The 20,192-nt window shown below is 52.0% G+C and carries 16 protein-coding genes, 1 other RNA gene and 1 pseudogene; 10 read left to right on the forward strand and 8 right to left on the reverse strand.

Annotated features, from left to right (window positions below; all coding sequences use genetic code 11):
- Positions 1–524: 524 nt before the first annotated feature.
- The 4 genes from ACMGG1_RS04580 to ACMGG1_RS04595 all read left to right on the forward strand — a co-directional run bounded on the left by ACMGG1_RS04580 (position 525) and on the right by ACMGG1_RS04595 (position 9,015).
- Positions 525–2,804: a UvrD-helicase domain-containing protein gene (locus ACMGG1_RS04580; RefSeq protein ID WP_414161178.1), complete on the forward strand. Its 2,280-nt coding sequence runs from the start codon at positions 525–527 to the stop codon at positions 2,802–2,804.
- Position 2,805: 1 nt separating this feature from the next.
- Positions 2,806–5,871, forward strand: a complete 3,066-nt coding sequence (locus ACMGG1_RS04585; protein WP_414161179.1) for a helicase-related protein — start codon at positions 2,806–2,808, stop codon at positions 5,869–5,871.
- Between the two features lie 3 nt (positions 5,872–5,874).
- Positions 5,875–7,737 carry a DrmB family protein gene (drmB, locus tag ACMGG1_RS04590; protein WP_414161180.1) on the forward strand — a complete coding sequence of 621 codons (1,863 nt, stop codon included), beginning with the start codon at positions 5,875–5,877 and terminating at the stop codon, positions 7,735–7,737.
- 166 nt (positions 7,738–7,903) lie between these two features.
- Positions 7,904–9,015, forward strand: a protein-coding gene (locus ACMGG1_RS04595; RefSeq protein WP_414161181.1) for an IS3 family transposase whose coding sequence is annotated in 2 segments (ribosomal slippage) — positions 7,904–8,165 and positions 8,165–9,015 — 1,113 coding nt in all. Because the reading frame shifts where the segments join, the coding sequence is not laid out codon by codon here.
- Between the two features lie 17 nt (positions 9,016–9,032).
- On the opposite strand, the pseudogene ACMGG1_RS04600 reads toward ACMGG1_RS04595, so the two are convergent.
- From ACMGG1_RS04600 to smpB, 3 genes and pseudogenes are all read right to left on the reverse strand, one after another.
- Positions 9,033–9,509 (reverse strand): annotated as a pseudogene (locus ACMGG1_RS04600) (integrase arm-type DNA-binding domain-containing protein); the annotation flags it as partial.
- A 192-nt stretch (positions 9,510–9,701) separates the two neighbouring features.
- Positions 9,702–10,065: a transfer-messenger RNA gene (gene ssrA / locus ACMGG1_RS04605) on the reverse strand.
- 49 nt (positions 10,066–10,114) lie between these two features.
- Positions 10,115–10,597: an SsrA-binding protein SmpB gene (gene smpB, locus ACMGG1_RS04610; protein ID WP_020828274.1), complete on the reverse strand. Its 483-nt coding sequence runs from the start codon at positions 10,595–10,597 to the stop codon at positions 10,115–10,117.
- A gap of 161 nt (positions 10,598–10,758) precedes the next feature.
- Here smpB and ACMGG1_RS04615 point away from each other — a divergent pair, with 161 nt between their 5' ends.
- On the forward strand, positions 10,759–11,193 hold the full coding sequence (locus ACMGG1_RS04615) for a type II toxin-antitoxin system RatA family toxin (protein WP_020828273.1): 435 nt from the start codon (positions 10,759–10,761) through the stop codon (positions 11,191–11,193).
- A complete protein-coding gene (locus ACMGG1_RS04620) occupies positions 11,186–11,470 on the forward strand; it encodes an RnfH family protein (protein ID WP_020828272.1) in 285 nt (94 codons plus the stop codon). Before ACMGG1_RS04615 ends, ACMGG1_RS04620 begins: the two co-directional genes overlap by 8 nt.
- Before the next feature lie 114 nt (positions 11,471–11,584).
- Here ACMGG1_RS04620 and bamE read toward each other — a convergent pair whose 3' ends face one another.
- The 3 genes from bamE to nadK form a co-directional block, all read right to left on the reverse strand.
- Positions 11,585–11,923, reverse strand: coding sequence for an outer membrane protein assembly factor BamE (bamE, locus tag ACMGG1_RS04625; protein WP_012146393.1), 339 nt, complete (start codon positions 11,921–11,923; stop codon positions 11,585–11,587).
- Between the two features lie 113 nt (positions 11,924–12,036).
- A complete protein-coding gene (gene recN, locus ACMGG1_RS04630; protein WP_217331774.1) occupies positions 12,037–13,698 on the reverse strand; it encodes a DNA repair protein RecN in 1,662 nt (553 codons plus the stop codon).
- 86 nt (positions 13,699–13,784) lie between these two features.
- Entirely contained in the window at positions 13,785–14,663 is an 879-nt protein-coding gene (gene nadK, locus ACMGG1_RS04635; RefSeq protein WP_020828270.1) for an NAD(+) kinase, read from the reverse strand.
- A 124-nt stretch (positions 14,664–14,787) separates the two neighbouring features.
- Between nadK and grpE the strand changes: the two genes are divergently transcribed.
- Positions 14,788–15,360 carry a nucleotide exchange factor GrpE gene (gene grpE, locus ACMGG1_RS04640; RefSeq protein WP_020828269.1) on the forward strand — a complete coding sequence of 191 codons (573 nt, stop codon included), beginning with the start codon at positions 14,788–14,790 and terminating at the stop codon, positions 15,358–15,360.
- Between the two features lie 51 nt (positions 15,361–15,411).
- Here grpE and ung read toward each other — a convergent pair whose 3' ends face one another.
- Entirely contained in the window at positions 15,412–16,095 is a 684-nt protein-coding gene (ung, locus tag ACMGG1_RS04645) for a uracil-DNA glycosylase (protein ID WP_020828268.1), read from the reverse strand.
- 346 nt (positions 16,096–16,441) lie between these two features.
- Between ung and grcA the strand changes: the two genes are divergently transcribed.
- The 3 genes from grcA (at position 16,442) to ACMGG1_RS04660 (ending at position 18,722) form a co-directional block, all read left to right on the forward strand.
- The gene (gene grcA, locus ACMGG1_RS04650; protein WP_020828267.1) at positions 16,442–16,825 is read left to right on the forward strand and encodes an autonomous glycyl radical cofactor GrcA; all 384 of its coding nucleotides are present in this window, start codon (positions 16,442–16,444) and stop codon (positions 16,823–16,825) included.
- A 186-nt stretch (positions 16,826–17,011) separates the two neighbouring features.
- Positions 17,012–17,974, forward strand: coding sequence for a phospholipase (locus ACMGG1_RS04655; RefSeq protein ID WP_414161182.1), 963 nt, complete (start codon positions 17,012–17,014; stop codon positions 17,972–17,974).
- Entirely contained in the window at positions 17,967–18,722 is a 756-nt protein-coding gene (locus tag ACMGG1_RS04660) for an ankyrin repeat domain-containing protein (RefSeq protein WP_128865107.1), read from the forward strand. The genes ACMGG1_RS04655 and ACMGG1_RS04660 overlap by 8 nt, the downstream gene beginning before the upstream one ends.
- Before the next feature lie 58 nt (positions 18,723–18,780).
- Here ACMGG1_RS04660 and srmB read toward each other — a convergent pair whose 3' ends face one another.
- Positions 18,781–20,106 carry an ATP-dependent RNA helicase SrmB gene (gene srmB / locus ACMGG1_RS04665; RefSeq protein WP_020828264.1) on the reverse strand — a complete coding sequence of 442 codons (1,326 nt, stop codon included), beginning with the start codon at positions 20,104–20,106 and terminating at the stop codon, positions 18,781–18,783.
- Positions 20,107–20,192 lie beyond the last annotated feature (86 nt).

Consider the following 20,192-nt stretch of genomic DNA (forward strand, 5'->3'; position numbering starts at 1 on the left):
TTGAAGCGAAACATCGCTGGTCGATCCATATTCCCGGACTTTCTACTCACCTTCACCAAACACCTTGAGGCCGGTGGAGTCGATAATCAAACCGTTGATGTATCACCTAGCGCAAGGATAGGCTCAGCAACCTTCGCGCACCGTCTGCCGAACCGACTCATTGGGGCTTGTCAGGTGTGATGGCCAGAGTACGGGATCTGTATTCCAGGAAGGGAATTGATATTCTTGCCAAATGGTGTGGTGATTTTGCTTGGTGTGATGCCGGACATAGTTGCGTCAGGGTCAAGTTGGTAAACTGCAACCTGAGTCGGTGTTAGTTTGGTAGCCATGAGTCAGCTTAGTCTCAAAAGCCGCCATCTACACGATGCTCAACCGGTTGGAGGCATAGCCCATTTTTTTCTTAAGGTCCTGTACATGTGCGATTTATATGATGTGACCAAGAAGACAATAAGCTGTGCAATGCCTTTGATACTGCTTATAATTTATATTGTTCGTTGCGTTTATCAAAAACAATGGATTTGCGAATGTCCGTCAGAAGTTACTTGAATTATTTTATTAGCGATCTTGGTAAGTTAGCGCGCCAGAGTCGGTATGATACTGACCTACTTCACGCTATCCTTGACGAGCTTTCGTGTCGAAAAAAATCGCTGGCACGCAGAGAGTTGACCGAAGAGATCCATGAATATCTTTCCTACCAGCCCCCACCCAGTGTTGCGCCGAGACAGACCGTTAGTCGCAGCCTGGTGTCGCCTGCTGCGAAATTGCCGAAATTAGAACTGAATCAAATCGAAAAAGAGCGTCTGACCGGCAAGTTCAATACCAGTGAAATCCCAAATGCATACCGTCGCGCTGTTCTTAATACGACGCATATTCATAATCTTCGCAAAGAGAACCTGCTAAGAATGCATCTGGCTGGTATATGCGGAAACGATGCCGCCGCGATTCGCTGCATAATTGAATTCTTTCTTCATGGTCATGTTGTCGCACAGGCAGTACGGCCAGAGGAGAATAAAACGGCTACTGCATTAATCAACTCAACCAACACTCGGAAACGAAATAAATTCAGTGACGTAAAATCCACAGATAATATTGTGGAGATAAACGCTGGTCAGAGCAGAAAAACAGAGAATGAAATTTGCGCCAGTAAATCTGATTTTTATCAGGCGGCTCTGGATAAATGTATTATTTTGAGCGCACCACCCGGATGCGGGAAAACCTATAGCATCGTAGAGCGGCTGGCAAATCATGTTATGGCCCTGAGTGAACCCTACGATGCTAAAAAAATCTTGGTGCTGAGCTTTACTAGAAACGCAGTCAAGGAGCTTAAGCTACGTCTGGATAAACAGAGCCAGAGTGATCAATCCGGGAGCCTAGATCTCATTCGAGTGATGACGTTTGATGCCTTAGCCTACAGCATTTTACTGGTCAGTGACGCAACATCGCCAGACGACGATTTTGACAGCAATATCCGCAGGGCGAAGTCGATCATTATTCAGGAAAAGATTGCTGACGTTGAGGTGCTAAAAACTGTTAAATGGATTTATGTCGATGAGTATCAGGATCTGGTAGGGTGTCGTGCTGATTTTACCATTGAACTGATGAAATTAGTCTTAACGCGGGGCGGTGCAGTTTCGCTTTTAGGCGATCCTTGTCAGCAAATTATGAATTTCCAGCTCAAGAACCGCAACGATACAACCAATGACGCTTTTCTGCACCAATTTAAGTGTCTGGCAGCCAAACAACTTCTGCAATACAGACTCAACGAAAGCTATCGATTTATCACTGCCGAGCAAAAGGAGAGGGTCAAAAAATTAACTGACCAGCTTGTGTCTGCGCAAACCACAGAAATCATCAGCCATGACTATGCGCAGATGGTTGCGCTAGATGCAATTCATGAAGGGGATGCAATCCTATGTATGCGCAATATCGACTGCTATTTAATTTCACAGGTGCTCATTCAACGGGGATTTTCAGTTAGGTTGCAGGCAGGCGGCGATAAATCAGAGCTACCAATATGGCTCTATCGCGTGTTTGCTGGCTGGCGTCAGGAAATAATGTCCGTAGAGCTTTTTCAGCAGAAGTGCCAGACCATTTTAGGCTGTAATGGCGAACAGGAACTGGACTATCTTTGTCGCGCCGGTATGGTGATGAATAACAATATTCTGGTTGTCAGGTTGGTTCAGAATGCAGAAAAATACAGTGCCAGAAGTCCCATGACGGCAGCGCATCAGATTATAGTCTCTACGGTGCATAAAGCCAAAGGTCTGCAATTTCCGTGTGTGTTTTTTTACAGCAATAAGACGCATTTTGGGCGTAATCGCGACGCGATGAGCACGTTCTATGTTGCTGTGACGCGTGCTGAAAAGCACTTCTGTATCTTAAAAGACAGCGCAATCAAAACGGTGCGTCCCACACCTAGCGGAATGTACATGGTCGATCAAAGCCTGTTGCTGGAAGGGCTCAACGAGATCGATTTGAAATCGCTTATTCCTGAACCTGAAACGCTTAGCACAGCGTACTTAGATAAGCTGCTCAGGGGAGAAACCCGGTATTTTGTCAGTCGTCGTGAAACGCAGGTGTGGTTGTTTTCCGAAGTGGATAATCAAACGACGATGCGTCTCTATCGGATGCCAAGGCTAGAAAAAATTGCCCGGATTCAGGGTAAGAATCGGTATTACTTAAATTTTTCTATGGCTGAAATGTCGACATTTTTTTATTCTGGTGACTCAGAATGGATTGAAAAAATTGTCGGACCAACCTGCTTATTGCCGTTGCCTGTATTTAAGGGCTTATGGGAGGTATAGAGTGAATAATATACATCAACAAGCGCGTGACAATTTCCTGTCGGAAGTGAAACGGCAAATGATTGGCCCTTTTTACTCGTCAGAAAGTATCACGGTAGCGCCATGGGATTTGTATCACACTGGGATGATCTGGCCTGCAGGGAGTAAAATTCAGCTCGACGAGTGTGAGGAGGAGAAGCAGGAAGATGACGAGAACGTCGAAGGATTTATGGATCTCGTTAATGCAGCTAGGCAGAGTGCAATTGGTTTCACTTTCTTTGTCAGTGATTCGGCTACCTCGTTTTCATTAATGCTCGAATACGCACTCTATACAGAAAGTATCACCGATAAAGAGTGGCGCAGAATACCGTTTTATCATGAGCTGACCGTTAATATCGAAGCGTTAACCGACGGAACACATGATGTTATTTTAAACGATGATCATGTCGCTGTAAGAGCCCGTGCAAAAAAGGTTAAAGATCGTATTGCGTTAACCGTCACGCTGATCAACCAAAAGCCGATCACCTCCCGCTATGGCGAAGGTATTTTATATCAGGCCGAGATGAGTATCGCTGCGGAGGCATTATTACCGGCACCGGTATTAGACCATATCGTCAATCACGACCCTGAATACTGGCAGCACGAGCTGCTCTATCGTGCTTCTGCCAATTTTGCCACCGGCCACGGTTGTGCGGTTCACTGGGCCGGGGAACATCCTAGGCGCATCTCCTCGTGCTGGCTTCCTGTGCATGAAGTGCTTAAAGCCTCGCCTGAAATAGAGGATTTAAGTGATACACCGCTACTCAATATGAAATTTATTATTGAGTCCGGTGATTCAACGTTACTTGAACATCTGGCGCTGATCCCAGAAAAATACTGCGCCTGGATCCATGATCAGACCACTCGGGTAGAGGCAATTGTGAATGCGTTCTCGGGAGAGAGGCGCGACAAAATTCACGCTGTGGCGATGCAAAATTTGCATGAGTGCCAAAAACAGAGTGACAGAATGGTGGAAGGCATTCGCTGTTTAAGCAACTCGGCTTCGTTGATGCGCGCCTTCCGCCTTGCGAACCAGACAATCCAGAAGAGCATTGAGCTTAGCACGTTGAGAAAACAGGGCGTGATGAATTTTGAACCGCGCTGGCGCCCCTTTCAGCTAGCGTTTTTGTTGCTGTCGTTGCCTTCGTCCATTGATCGTGACCATCTCGATCGCGAAGTTATGGAATTGATTTGGTTCCCAACCGGAGGGGGAAAAACGGAAGCCTATCTTGGACTTACGGCTATTTTAATGTTTCACCGCTATCTGACGGCGGCATCGCCCCAAGAGGCAGCAGGTACTGTGGTGATGACGCGATACACACTGCGTTTATTAACCATACAACAGTTTGAAAGGGCCGCGCTCATGATTTGTGCTGCCAACATGATAAGAGGTGAACAAGCCGATCTCCGATCGTTTAAAACGTTTGATATCGGCCTATTTGTCGGTGGTGGTGCAACGCCAAATACGCTGGAAAAAGCCGGTAAGCTCCTTCAGGAGCAGACCGACGATCCAGAAACTACCTTGCCGGTGCAGAGTTGCCCCGTTTGCGGTGCGATGCTCTCAACTCGTCATCAGGCGATTCGTGATGGGGTTTTGCTGACTTGGTGCAGCGACTCCTCCTGTATTCATGGTTCGCCAGATTTGCCTTTGCCGCTGATCTTTGTTGATGAGCAACTTTATGCCTCGCCGCCGACATTTTTGATTGGGACGGTCGATAAATTTGCCAATATGCCTTTTACGCCAGACATGGCGCGCCTGCTTGGCCGGGGGACTGCCAGCGCGCCGTTACAGCTTATTATCCAGGACGAATTGCACCTGATTAGCGATGCGCTCGGTACGGTGACTGCGTTGTTCGAAACGGCCATTGATGAAATAACCAGCGTAGATGGCAAACGGGTCAAAATAATTGGCTCGACGGCAACAATCAGACGTGCAGAAGTACAGATCCGAAAGCTGTTCAATCGTAGAGTCATGCAGTTTCCGACTCCATGCCTTGATGCGGATAACTCCTTCTTCTACCAGAGTGATAAGCAAAATCCAGGACGGCTGTATGTCGGGTTGCATGCACAGGGCCGTTCACCGAAACATACTCTGGCAAGGCTTACGGGCAACTGTTTGCAGGCGGCGGAGTATGTAGAAAAAAATGCCCGTGACTATTTCTACACGCTGGTAATGTACTTCAACAGCCTCAGGGAGTTGGGTGGTTCACTGCTGTTATTGCAGGATGATATTCCCCGTTACCTTGAGGTAATAAGAAAGGATGAGAACATCGACCGTCGTGTTATTACCAGGTTTACTGAGTTAACCAGCAAACTGAATTCGGCTGAAATACCTCAGATTCTTGATGACTTAAATGAACGCTGGCCTGCCAGTGCCACCAGTCAAAAAGAACCGATTGACGCAGTGCTTGCTACAAATATGATTTCGGTCGGGGTGGATGTTTCTCGTCTTGGAGTGATGTTAGTCAACGGTCAGCCGAAAAATACCTCCGAGTATATTCAGGCATCCAGCCGCGTCGGACGCGATACAGGCAAAGCCGGCATCGTATTTACCTTGTATAACTGGACTCGTCCCCGTGACCGTTCCCACTATGAAAAATTTCAGACCTTCCACAGCGCGTTCTATCGTCATGTCGAGTCATCAAGTGTTACGCCGTTTGCATCGCGCGCGCGTGACCGGGCGCTGCACTCCGTTCTTATCGCTATGGTGCGGTTAACAATTCCTGAATTCGCGAGTAATAAAAGCGCAATCAGGATACATGAACCGGCGTTGAGGCAACGTGTCAGGGCATTGATTGGTGTCATTTGCGCACGGGTGAAAGAGATAGAAGCAGAAGAGGCAGACGATACGCGCCAATATCTTGAAGATATTTTATATGACTGGATGGAAAAAGCGCGGATGACAAGCAAGCTCAGCTGGACAGGCCACCACACTGACAGTAATGCGCTTTTGAAAAATAAAGTGAATGGGGAAGATCCATGGGAAATGCAGCGCTCAGTGCGAGATGTGGAAGCGCAGGTTAAGGTTAGCATGTTGGTTCAGGAGTAGACAATGAGCGGATTTCGCAATAAACGGGCGCCGGTAAAACGGAAATTGCCGACAGGGACAATCAACCTTAGCCAAAGTGTGACCACATTTGGCGTTGGCGCGCTGATTGAGGTTCGTTCACAGCAGGGACGACGTACCAGAACGGCATCTGCGATCATTAGCGGTCTGGATATGTGGCGAGAGGATAAACTCGCCATCATTGCCGAACCCGATCTATGCCGCTTATTAGGCGTCACTGAGCTGAAGGCTCCGCCAGCGGAAACATCTGGCCTTGCGCTGCCTGCGCGCCGTTTTCCGCGCTGGCTGGAGTGCAATCAATGTCACCGCTTAGGCATCGTGGGAGAACAGTTCGATGAGCGACCCGATGGGATCCCGGTGTGTTCAAGTAACGACTGCCAGGGATGGGGGTCGCCAACCCGTTTGCTGAGTGTATGCTACAGCCACGAAGAAGGGCATCATTGTTCCGATTACCATATTGATGATTTCCCGTGGGTGTACTGGGCACATAAAAACACCAAGATAGGGATCTGTGGAGCTCCGAGATTGCGGATTAGAACGGTGGGGGATAAAACTGGTCTCGACGGTCTGAGCGTTATCTGTGCCTGCGGGGCCGATAATTCGCTCAAGGGCGCACTGGGTGACAAAGCACTGGGTCATATTCCCTGCAAAGGCAATCAGCCTTGGCTGGGTATGAGCGACACCTGCACACGAAATTTGCGTGCGTTACTGCGCGGCGCGTCTAACGTCTATTTCCCGGTTACAGCGTCAACGATTTCTATTCCGCCAAACTCCAGCCGGTTGATGCAGCTGCTGAACAGTACGCGCTTTTCAGCAATTGTGACCTTATACCGCTTGGGCCGACAAATGGCGTCGGAAACAGCGGGGCATCTTAGCACTTTCCCGGATTTTTCCGCGTTTTCATCACAAAAAATAGAAAATGCGCTCGTATCGTTTAATCAGGTTGGCAGCTCGCGTTCAGAACAAGAACGCAAAAGAGAAGAGCGCGAGGCGCTCATCGCTGACTATCCCGATCCAGCGAACGAAGAGAACGATCCTCACGATGATTTTGAAGTCGAAATTGTGGGGGGAGATGCGTTAGATGCGGTATGTGACGGGCTTTTCGTGTTTATAAATACCGTCTCTCTTGTGCATCGTTTGCGCGAAGTGATTGCCTTCAGGGGATTTACCCGCCTTGAGAGTAGTATCACGACAAACCGCTTCACACAGCGCTGCGCACCCATCGCTAGGGAGAGAAAATCTTGGCTGCCGGCGATAGAGAACCGGGGAGAGGGTATTTATATTGAGCTTAACAACGCTACCCTGACTGAGTGGGAGCAACAGCCCGATGTTACACGGCGAATTGGCTTGTTGATGCAAAATTACCAGCGCTCATCGCTTGAAGGTGCACAAGAGGGGGGTTATCAACCCGATGCCAGACTGGTGCTGATACACACGCTCTCGCATCTATTGATCCGCCAGTTATCGCTTGAATGCGGCTATGCCAGCGCGTCGCTAAAAGAGCGAATCTATTGTTCACCAGAATATTGTGGTGTACTGATCTCAACTTCATCTGCGGCTTCTGATGGTACCTTAGGCGGATTAGTCCGTCAGGGCAAACCTTCTAACTTTGCCTCCACACTAATCAATGCTTTGCAGTCGGCAGCATGGTGCTCATCTGACCCGCTGTGTCTCGACAGCGAGGGGCAGGGCACTGAGGCTTTGAACCTCGCGGCATGCCATGCATGTACGTTGATCTCCGAAACGTCCTGTGAGCTGCGAAATGTTTTTCTCGACAGGGCGCTTGTAATTGGCACGCTGGAAAAACCAGAGATAGGCTTTTTATCGGCGCTATTGTTGTCGGCCTGAAAAACAAAAAACCACGCGATTGCGTGGTTTTTTTACTGCCGTTAACATTTAACATTAAATAGAGGTGGATTTTAGGGAAGGTGCGAATGTAAGCATCCCTGTAATCCGAACCATTCACTTTTAGAGATCTTCCGACATACTGATTATGTCCCCGGAGGAGATCGCTATGCGTAAGATCCGATTCACTGAACACCAGATCATCGCCGTATTGAAGTCCGTCGAAGCCGGACGTACCGTCAAGGATGTGTGCCGTGAAGCCGCTATTTCGGAAGCCAGCTATTACAACTGGAAGGCAAAGTATGGCGGGATGGAAGCGGCCGATATTAAAAAAATCAAAGATCTGGAAGACGAGAACCGGAGGCTCAAACAGATGTTTGCTGACCTCAGCCTTGAGTGCCGGGCACTTAAAGACGTCATCGAAAAAAAGCTTTAAAACCAGCGATAAAGCGTGAACTCGTCAGCTATCTGACAGCGCAATTTGCCATGAGTTTACGTCAGGCCTGCAGGACGTTATCGCTGAGCAGGACGGTCTATTTTTATCAGCCCGATACCCGGCGTGATGAACCGCTGATCCATGCGCTGACTGAACTGGCAGAACGCTATCCGCGCTACGGTTTTAAGAAGCTGTTCCAGCTGCTGCGCAGGCAGGGCAATACCTGGAACCACAAACGCGTTCACCGGATTTACTGCCTGCTGAAACTGAATTTTCGTCGTAAGGGAAAACAGCGGCTGCCGGTACGCAACCCGTCGCCACTGGTGGCGCCTGAGGCATTTAACCAGAGCTGGTCGATAGACTTTATGCATGATACGCTGGTCTGTGGTAGACGCTTCCGGACCTTCAATGTGGTGGATGATTTTAACCGGGAAGTACTGGCGATAGAAATCGACCTGAATATCCCGGCTCAACGTGTTGTCCGGGTACTGGCGCGGATCGTGGCAAACCGTGGCTACCCGCTGAAAATGCGGATGGACAACGGACCAGAACTGGTCTCACTGACGCTGGCACAGTGGGCTGAAGAACATGGTGTGTTGCTGGAATTTATCAAGCCTGGCAAGCCGACACAGAATGCTTTCATCGAACGGTTTAACCGGACGTACCGGACAGAAATCCTGGATTTTTACCTGTTCAGAACACTGAATGAGGCCCGGGAAATCACAGAGCGCTGGCTGACGGAATATAACAGCGAACGCCCTCACGAATCGCTGAACAACCTGACGCCGGAAGAGTACCGACTGATGGCTGAAAACACGGAAGTCTCAAAAAGTGCGTGGAACTAAAACGGGTATGCTTACACCAGCACTTGGATCAGCAAACGTGCTTTAATGTCCTGAACCGGGACATTCTCGATAGATGGCAGTATGTCCTTTTCAAGAGAACGCCAGATATCTTCAGCATGTTTAGCGCTGACGCTGGCCTGTTTCAATGCGAACCATTGCTTTGCCACGTTCAGGAAAATGCTTTCTTGGGCTACCTGCTTTTGTTCTGCTTCTTCTGCTTCTTTGGCCTGTGGGTCAATGCCTCTTGCCAGTATCGCGAGCTTTTCGGCGCGTATTTGCCGCGCGTCGGCAAGTGACAGGGCAGGGTAGGCACCGAGGCTGACCATAGTCCGTGAACTGGTGCCGGGGCGGAGGTAGCGGAAACGCCACAATTTCTTGCCAGTGGTTTTAACTAACAGGAACAGGCCGTCACCATCATGCAGGGTGAGGTCTTTCTCTATGGCTTTGGATTTTTGTACTTCGGTATGTGTGAGGGGGCGTGTAGTCCGCGCCATGCAAGGGTTCTTCCATAATTGGTATACGTTTATGGCATACATTTTAACGTATACCTAAACGTATACCAATAAATCCCGGATTTAGCTGGATATACTCGGACTACTACAGACACAAAAAAGCCCGCAAACCTAGGTGGGATGCGGGCTTTCCGTACTTCTCCGGACTTATCTGGTAATACCCGGATCATCATTTGGTGGAGCTGGGGGGATTTGAACCCCCGTCCGAAATTACTACACCGTCGGCACTACATGCTTAGTCCAATCTTTACATTCGCCGGTCAGCTGCGGATGGACACGCCACTAACAAACTAGCCTGATTGGATTTAACGCTTCAGCCCCAGGCAGGACATCCACGCGATCTCTTTTGGGTTTGACCTCTCTTGATCCCCGTCCTAAGAGCGGAGGCTAGGGAGAGAGGGCTCTTAGCAGGGTATTAAGCTGCTAGGGCGTAGTTTTCGTCGTTTGCGACTATTTTTTTGCGGCTTTTTACGAGGCCAACCGCCCCTCGGCATGCTCCTAGGGCTTCGCAAATCCCGTCGAATCCAGAATCAGCCCCAAGTAACTTTGTGCAGTATACCAGAAGTTTAACCCGTTAAGCCAGAGGCTTATCGGTTGGCGTGCTTCATGATACGGGCTTTCGCCGTCTGCCACTCACGATCTTTGATGTCATCGCGCTTATCGTGTTCTTTCTTGCCTTTGGCTACGCCGATTTTGACCTTGACCCAGGCATTTTTCCAATACATGGACAGGGCAACAACGGTATAGCCTTCGCGGTTAACGCGGCCGAACAGCGAGTCCAGCTCGCGCTTGTTCAACAGCAGTTTGCGGGTACGTGTCGGGTCGCAGACCACATGCGATGAAGCCACGCTGAGCGGCGTGATGGTGGCGCCAAAAAGATAGGCTTCACCGTCACGGAAGGTCACGTAGCTGTCGCTGAGGTTGGCTTTGCCGGCACGCAACGATTTGACTTCCCACCCTTGCAGGGACAGGCCCGCCTCGATTTCTTCTTCAATGAAGTATTCGAAACGTGCTCGCTTGTTTTGCGCAATGGTGGCTGAACCAGGTTTGTGAGCTTTTTTCTTTGTCATAGTGCGTTCATTATACTGGATGCGTCAGCGAAAGAAATCCTTTACCGCTCAGCACCTGCGCAATTTTTCGCATTTTTGGCTCCTGTCTTGCATAGCAGATTTTTTGTTTGCCGATAGATAAATGGTATGATTTGTATGTTTTGTGTCTCACAGGAAATGATATGCCCCAGATCAGTCGGTCTGCGTTAGTGCCGTTCAGCGCCGAGCAGATGTATCAGTTGGTTAACGATGTTCATTCTTATCCCGATTTTCTGCCAGGTTGTACCGGTAGCCGGGTGATTAACGCGTCCAACAATGAAATGACCGCCGCGGTGGACGTTGCCAAAGCCGGTATCAGCAAAACTTTTACCACGCGCAATACGCTGCTGGATAACCAGAGCATCAATATGCAACTGGTTGACGGCCCGTTCCGCAAGTTGATGGGGGGCTGGCACTTTACGCCGCTCAGTCCGGAAGCCTGTAAGGTTGAGCTGCACCTGGACTTCGAATTTACCAACAAACTGATCGAGTTGGCGTTCGGCAAGGTATTTAAAGAGTTGGCTGGCAATATGGTGCAGGCATTCACCCAGCGGGCGAAAGAGGTTTACAGTGTCTGAGATACGGGTTGAGGTGGTTTATGCCTTGCCGGAGCGTCAGTATCTGCGCAACGTGAAACTGGCAGAGGGCAGCAATGTTGAGCAGGCGATTGTGGCCTCCGGATTGCTGGAACTGCGCAGTGACATTGATTTGCAAAGTAACAAGGTGGGCATTTATAGCCGACCGGCCAAGTTGGGCGATGTGCTAAATGATGGCGACCGGGTGGAAATCTATCGCCCATTGATTGCCGATCCCAAAGAGCTGCGCCGTCAACGGGCAGAGAAGGCAAAAAAATAAGGCGCTGAGTGCGCCTTATTTTTTATCAGAATTTTATCTTCCGAGTTGCAGCCTGTGACTGTCATGAAGAACTTGATTCGTCCCTCACGGGCCGGACGACAGTTCCTGTACTGATTATTTGGTCAGCGCAGGCTTGTTCTGAATATCCGTCAATACGCCCGCGCTGTTAAAGGTCAGCGTCAGAGTTTGCTGGGTGATATTTTCATGACCCGGCTGCTGGCGGAACACATAGAACCACGTCTGAGTACCGAACGGATCCTGCAGCATTGGGGTTCCCAATGTATAAGCGACCTGTTGCTGGGTCATACCTTTTTGGATTTTAGCTACGTCGGTTGACGTCAGGTAGTTCCCTTGGTTGATGTCAGGCCGGTAAACCACCTTCTCAAAAGTAGAACAGCCTGCAGTCAGCATCACAAGAACCACAGCGGCGGCAGTCAGCGTTTTACAGCGCATAGTAATCACATTCCTTTAGGGCATAGGATGCCGATGATAATAGACCTTGCAGCAGTTGGAAACCTTTACAGGGCCCCAATATGACCTCAGGAAAGTAAAAAAGTTGAGCTTTTCTATGCAGCAAGCAGTTCTTTTGCGTTCGCCAGTGTGTTTCGGGTGACTTCACTGCCGCCAAGAAGGCGCGCCAATTCTTGCAAACGAGCACGTTTATCCAACGGTGACATCTGCGTTTCGGTTTCCGTGCCGTCAGTCTGCTTGCTGACAAACAGGTGCTGATGCCCACAACCGGCCACCTGTGGAAGGTGGGTGACGCACATAACTTGGGTAGATTCTCCAAGTTGACGCAACAGGCGCCCAACAATGGCGGCCGTCGGGCCGCTGATGCCGACGTCCACTTCGTCGAAAATCAGCGCCGGGGTTTCCATCTTGCGAGCGGTAATCACCTGGATAGCCAGCGCAATGCGGGACAGTTCGCCACCGGAGGCCACTTTCGCCAGCGCTTGCAGCGGTTGACCTGGGTTGGTGGACACACAGAATTCGGTGCGGCTGGCCCCTTCAGCACTCAAATGCTGCGGCTCGAAGCGAACGTCGATATTGAATTTGCCGTGCGGCATGGAGAGGGCCTGCATGCTGTCGGTAATCAACGTGGTCAGCTCTGCGGCATAGTGCTGGCGCTTCTGGTGCAATTGCTCCGCTAACAGCAGCGCTTGCTGATGATGCAGAGTGACCGCCTCGTTAAGGTGTTCATGGTCGTTCTCTTGCTGCGACAGCAACTGCTGCTCATCCAGCATCTGTTGGTGCAGCTGTGGTAGTTCCTCTGGCGCAACGTGATGTTTCCGCGCCAGGTTAATTTGGCGCGACAGACGCTGTTCAAGTTCTTGCAGGCGGTTGGGGTCCAGATCCATGCGATCGGCATAGTGACGCAGTTCGTCGCTGGCCTCACTGATTTGGATCGACGCCTCTTCCAGCATGTCCAGCAGCCCGCTGAGTTTGTCATCCATGCCGACCAGCTCAACCAGCAGATGTTTGGCGGTGTAAAGCTGGCTCAGCATGTTGTTTTCTTCATCGTCAGCCAGCAATTGCAGGGTCTGCTGGCTGATGGTCAGCAATTGGCCGCTGTTGGCCAGGCGTTTGAACTCCGAATCTATCTGTTCGAACTCACCGGCCACGGGCGCAAACTCGTTCAGCTCTTTCAATTGGTATTGCAGCAGCTGTTGGCGTGCGTCGCGTTCGATGGACTGCTGCTGATGATGGGCCAGTTCGCGACAGCTTTGGTGCCAACGCTGATAAGCCTGTTGCATCTGCGCTAACAGGGCAGGTTCGTCGGCATAGGCGTCGAGCAGTTGCTTCTGGTGATCGGGCTTGAGCAGCAACTGGTGGGCATGCTGACCGTGGATTTGAATCAGCAACTGACCGAGTTCGCGCAGTTGTGAAAGCGGCACGGAAGTGCCGTTGATAAAGCCGCGTGAGCGGCCGTCTGCGTTGATGACCCGGCGCAGCAGGCACTCATTGCTGTCGTCCAGGTGATTCTGTTCGAGCCATTGGCGTGCAGAAGGGGTATCTGCCAGTGAAAAACGGGCGCAGATATCGGCACGGGCGGCTCCCAGCCTGACGACGTTACCGTCGGCGCGGTTGCCGAGGCACAGCCCCAGCGCGTCGATGGCGATAGATTTACCGGCGCCGGTTTCACCGGTAATCGCCGTCATACCCGGTTGAAAATCAATTTCCAACTCACGAACGATAGCAAAATTGCTGATGGTCAATTGCGCCAGCATGGGAACCTTCCTGTGTATAAACACATAACTGTAGTTTCATACAGTATAAACTGGTTTTATATACAGTAAAGGGGCTGGCGATATTTTTAGAACAATTTTTTAGACCAGCCCAGCTTGGTGCTTAACGTGTTGAAATAGCTGTAGTCCTTTGGATGAATAAGATTCAAATGGAAATCACTGCGGCGTATCAATACTTCCTCGCCTTCCTGGATAGGCAGTGCGATCTGGCTGTCGCAGCTGATTTCCAGATCGCTGCCGATCTGCGAAAACTTCAGGCGAATGGTGCTGTTGCCGTTGATCACCAACGGGCGGGCCGAGAGGGTATGCGGGAACATCGGCACCAGCGCGATGGCTTCCAGCGATGGCGTCAGGATCGGGCCGCCGGCAGAAAGCGAATAGGCAGTCGAACCGGTCGGGGTAGCGATAATCAGACCGTCAGAGCGTTGCGAGAAGGCGAAGCGATCGTCGATATACACTTCGAACTCGATCATGTGCGCCACTTTACCCGGATGCAGTACCACTTCGTTGATAGCAGTACTGATGCGGCACTGCTGGTTCTCTTTGTGCACGATGGTTTCCAGCAGGAAGCGCTGTTCATCGATGTATTCGCCCTCCAGCACGTCGGCCAGTTGCTGCAGTGCGTTGTCGGGGTCAAGATCGGTCAGGAAGCCGAGATTGCCGCGGTTAACGCCGATCACCTTGATGTCGTAGCGGGCCAGAACGCGGGCTGCGCCGAGCATATTGCCGTCGCCGCCGACCACTACCGCCAGGTCGGCCTTTTGGCCAATATCCGCCAGGCTGCCGGTAACCGCATCTTTTAACCCCAAATCCTGAGCGATTTGGCGTTCAATCATCACTGAATAGCCTCGGGCGACTAACCAGTGAAACAACATCTCATGCGTTGCCAGCGCCGAAGGGTGACGCGGGTGGCCAACAATGCCAATACAGGCGAATTTTTTATTCATTGTTGTGATTTTCCTCACCGGGACCAGTTTATGCCCCACATTGTGACCGGTTGACTTGAAACCCCGGTTTTGATCCCCATAATAAGCCAAGTTGCGAGATTAATGCTAAAACGCGGAGATATTCATGAGTAGTAAAGAACAGAAGACGCCAAACGAGCAAGTCTCGGAAGAAATGGAACAGCAGGAAGTCTTGCCGGAAGCGGCTGAGGGCGTCGATCTGCGGGATGAGCGCATTGCTGAGCTGGAAGCTCAACTGGCCGAAGCCCAGCAGCATGAACGCGACAGCCTGCTGCGTGCCAAAGCGGAAATGGAAAACGTCCGCCGCCGCACCGAGCTGGATATCGAAAAAGCACACAAATTTGCGCTGGAGAAGTTCTCCGGTGATCTGCTGCCGGTGCTGGATAACCTGGAGCGCGCGCTGGAACTGGCGGATAAAAACAATCCGGAACTGACGGCGATGATTGAAGGCATCGAGCTGACGCTGAAGTCCCTGCAGGACGTTGTGCGTAAGTACGGGATTGAAATCGTTGGTGATATTAACGTGCCGTTCAACCCGGATGTGCACCAGGCAATGAGCCTGATGGAATCTGCCGATCACCAGCCGAACCACGTCATGATGGTGATGCAGAAAGGCTATACGCTGAATGGTCGCCTGCTGCGCCCGGCGATGGTGGCGGTTTCCAAAGCCAAGGCTTAAGCCGAATTCAATAAGGAAAAGGCACCTGCGGGTGCCTTTTTTGCGTCTGGGTTATGCCTGCGGCAGTCGCGGTAGCCAGTCGATAGGCGCCAGCCCCTGCTGTTCCAACAGTTGGTTGGTCTGCGAAAAGTGGCGACAGCCCAAGAACCCACGGTGGGCGGAAAGCGGCGATGGATGTGGCGCTTTCAACACGTGGTGGCGGTTGCGATCGATAAAGTTGCCTTTTTTCTGCGCGTGCGATCCCCAGAGCAGGAACACGATGCCTTCGCGGTTTTCATTCAGCGCGGCGATCACTCTGTCGGTAAAGGTTTCCCAGCCCAGTTTTGCGTGGGAGTGCGCCTGGCCGCCTTCAACGGTCAATACCGTGTTTAACAACAGCACACCCTGTTCCGCCCAGCTTTGCAGGTAGCCATGGCTGGGGCGCTCAAAGCCCGGGATATCCGTCGCCAGCTCTTTGTACATGTTTACCAGCGAAGGGGGCGCGGGTACGCCAGGGAGCACTGAAAAGGACAGCCCGTGGGCCTGATTCGGGCCGTGATAGGGATCCTGGCCGAGGATTACCACCTTCACGTCCGCCAGCTCGGTATAACGAAAGGCGTTGAACACGTCTTTTTGCGGTGGGTAAATGGTCTTACCGGCCTGGCGTTCAGCGGCAACAAAGGCAAGCGTTTCATGAAAATAGGGCTGCTCTTTCTCCTTGCCGATAACATCATGCCAGGTGAGGGAGGTGGACATAAACGCTCTCCTTTGTTTTCGTTAACAATTCACTGGGCATAGCTTACCGTTTAGTGCCACGCAGCGAAACCTGCTTTTCTTTTTCCGCCGCGCCCCTGCATATAAATATTTTTTAAAATTTACAAAAATAATTGCGATGTGCTCTACAGGGAAAATTGACATAAAACATAAACTTGCCCATTCTCGCTCTATGGGTACCCCGTGAAAATTGACTTTAATCAAAGAATTGCCCCGGCCAGACTGGTATACAGAACAACAAGACAACAATGGTTTTACCAAATGGCCGAAACCAACATTGGGTTTTCTTTCGAAGTAGAATTTTTCGCCCTTGTACGGAGGCAACAAAATGATTACTGGTATTCAAATCACTAAAGCGAACGACCAGGCGCTGGTGAACTCTTTCTGGCTGCTGGACGACGAAACATCAGAAGCCCGCTGCGTTTGCGCTAAAGCCAACTATGCGGAAGATCAGGTGGTACCGGTCAGCGAACTGGGCCAGATCGAGTACCGTGAAGTGCCATTGGAAATGCAATCGACCGTTCGCGTAGAAGGTGGTCAGCACCTGAATGTGAACGTGTTGCGTCGCGAAACTCTGGAAGACGCGGTTAAGCATCCGGAAAAATACCCGCAGCTGACCATCCGCGTGTCCGGCTATGCAGTGCGTTTCAACTCGCTGACGCCAGAACAGCAGCGTGACGTGATTACACGTACTTTTACAGAAAGTCTGTAATTTTACACACGCTTAATAAGGGAGCTTCGGCTCCCTTTTTTCTTGCTGCAACGGCCAGAAAGTGAATCCGGATCACATTCCTCGCAAAGATAATTCTTCTCATTACAGAACTACTCCGACCTGCCGATAGCTACATCAGCACCCAATGAGGTGCGGCATTGATAAGTCTATCGACAAGGAGTCGGCATGAGTATGTCTTTGAGTTTTACCTCTGCGGTCAGCCCCGCGGCGATTCTGCCCCCGGCAACGCGCTCGCTGCCAGAGCGTTTGGATCCTTCCCAGCCTACTGAACCCTCGGCATCAAAGGCCCCCGCGGCCACGCTTTCCCAGAATAGCCTGAATGCCCAGAACCTGCTGAACACGCTGGTCAGCGATTTGTCGGCAGCAGCGCCGGCGGCGGCGAATCAGGGCGTGACACGCGGTCAGCAGCCACAGAAGGGGGACTATACGCTGGCGTTACTGGCTAAAGACGTTTACAGCACCGGCAGTCAGGGCATCGAGGGGTTCAATCGGTTGAGTGCCGATGCTTTGCTGGGGGTCGGCATTGATCCTGCCAGTCTGCAGGATGCGGCGTCGGGTTTTCAGGCCGGGATCTACAGTGATAATCAGCAGTATGTGTTGGCCTTCGCCGGCACCAATGATATGCGCGACTGGTTGAGCAACGTGCGCCAGGCGACCGGCTATGACGATGTGCAGTACAATCAGGCGGTATCCCTTGCGAAAAGCGCCAAGGCAGCCTTTGGTGATGCGCTGGTGATCGCCGGTCATTCGCTGGGCGGCGGTCTGGCGGCTACGGCAGCGCTGGCAACGGGCACGGTGGCGGTGACTTTTAACGCTGCCGGGGTTTCCGATTATACGCTGAATCGTATGGGGATCGATCCGGCAGCGGCGAAGCAGGATGCACAAGCCGGTGGTATCCGCCGTTACAGCGAGCAATACGACATGCTGACCGGCACGCAGGAATCCACTTCGCTGATCCCGGATGCCATTGGGCATAAAATCACGCTGGCCAATAACGACACCCTGAGCGGCATTGACGACTGGCGCCCGAGCAAACACCTGGATCGCAGCCTGACTGCTCATGGGATTGATAAGGTGATCGGCTCGATGGCGGAGCAAAAGCCATGGGAGACGAAGGCCAATGCCTGAACGGCGGCGCCTATGGCAGACGTTAATGGTCGCCACGCTGGCGGTAATCGCGATCGCCGGTTTGCTGATGATGGCTAAGGAACAACAGATGAATCAGGAAATTTCTCCGTTTAACGGGCGCAGCAATCTGGCACTGGCTCAGGCAGTGGCGCGTGGTGATAGCAACGGGATTGCCGAACAGGCAACTGAGGCGCGCCTGCATGAACAGGGGGACCGTCAGGTTACTTTGCTGCAATGGGCCATACTGTCGCAGCAAACGCAAAGCCTAAGCTCGCTGCTGGCGTTGGGGGCCGATGCGACCACTCCGGGCCTGGATGGCAATAGCGCGTTGCATACCGCCGCTGCGGTGCAGGACCCGCAGTATCTTCGATTGCTGTTGGCACACGGAGTGCCGCTGAACCCGCGCAATGCGGTGACCGGTGCTACGCCGCTGGCAGCGGCAGTCTTGGCGGGGCGTGAGGAGCAAGTACGGCTGCTGTTGGTGTCCGGTGCCGATGTCACCCTTAGCGATCGGCTGGGGGATACGCCTTTGCACCTGGCGGCGAAAATCAATGCGCCGCAGTTGGCGCTGATGCTGTTGCAGGCGGGGGCGGACGCCAAAGCGCGCAATCAGCAAGGCGTGGCCTTCCAGTTCTACTTATCGCAGACGCCGACGGCATTGCAGAATGAAGAAATGCGCGATCGCTATCGTCAACTGAACGCCTGGTTGAAAGCCCATCAACAGGTGGCGCAATACGGACAGCAGTAACGGGGCATAAAAAAACCGCCTGCGGAAAAGGAGGCGGTTTTTATTCACTGCGGCGGTATTACTTCGCGCCGCTGCCCTCAGGCTTGGCCTTTGGCTGGCGGCGTTTGCCTACGTTTTTCGCATCGCGATGACGTACTTTCACCTTGGCTTTTTCTTTATTTTTTTCTTTGTCTGACGCGCGTTTGGCCAGAACCTTCTTCGAAGGCTTGCCGTTGCTCTTTTCGCTTGGCACTTTGGTTGATGGACGCAGCTCATCGATCACGCGTGCTTTCAGCGGCTCGTTCAGATAACGGCCCACTTTGCCCAGCAGCAGGTGGTCGTGTGCTTCAACCAACGAAATTGCGGTGCCCTTGCGCCCGGCACGACCGGTACGGCCGATACGGTGCAGATAGGTATCTGCGGTGCGCGGCATGTCGAAGTTGAACACGTGGGTGATATCCAGGATATCCAGACCTCGCGCAGCAACGTCGGTTGCGACCAGCACGTTCACACGGCCGTCCATCATACGTTTTACCGCTTCGTTGCGCTTGGCCTGCACCATTTCGCCTTCGAGGTAACAGGTGTTGATGCCTGCCTCGCGCAGCCAGCCGGCCAGCTCATGCACACGCTCACGTTTGCGCACGAAGATAACGGATTTCTGCACGTCCGGTTGCTGCAGCAAGTGCACCAACAGGGCGGTTTTATGCTGTACGTCGTCGGCGCGGTAGTACCATTGCAGGATCTTTTTACGTTCGCGGCGTGACGGATCGGCTTCGACCTCTACCGGTTCTTTCAGAATGCGTTCGGCGAATTCGCGGATGGCATCGCCTTCCAGCGTCGCGGAGAACAGCAGGGTCTGGTTACGCCAGCGGGTCTCGGCGGAAATGGTTTCGATGTCCTGCGCGAAGCCCATGTCGAGCATGCGGTCGGCTTCATCGAGGATCAGCGTCTCTACTGCGCGGCAGTCGAAGTTTTCTTCTTTAATATACTGCAGCAGGCGGCCGGTGGTCGCGACCACCACGTCCTGGTTTTCACTGAAGACTTCCGCGTGGTTCATATAGGCGACGCCGCCGGTGATGGTGGCGATATCCAGCGAAGTATGAGCAGCCAGTTCACGAGCCTGATCGGCTACCTGCATCGCCAGCTCGCGCGTCGGAGTCAGGATCAGTACGCGCGGTGGGCCGGACTTCTTACGTGGGAAGTCGAGCAGATGTTGCAATACCGGCAGCAAAAATGCCGCGGTCTTGCCGGTGCCGGTTGGCGCCGAACCCAATACGTCGCGCCCATCCATCGCAGGCGGGATCGCCTCGGCTTGAATGGCGGTTGGGCGTTCGTAGCCTTTATCGCGCAGGGCGTTTATCAGGCGTTCATCGAGTTCGAGTTCGGAAAAATTGGTTACTGTCATGGTCTACCTCTACTTGGGGCGCCGATTATAGACGGGTTGGCCGCGTTCTTCACCTATTTAAGCGGAAAGCATCTCTTTTCCCAAAA

The organism is Serratia sp. BNK-12, assembly GCF_047456085.1.
Classification (GTDB): domain Bacteria; phylum Pseudomonadota; class Gammaproteobacteria; order Enterobacterales; family Enterobacteriaceae; genus Serratia; species Serratia liquefaciens.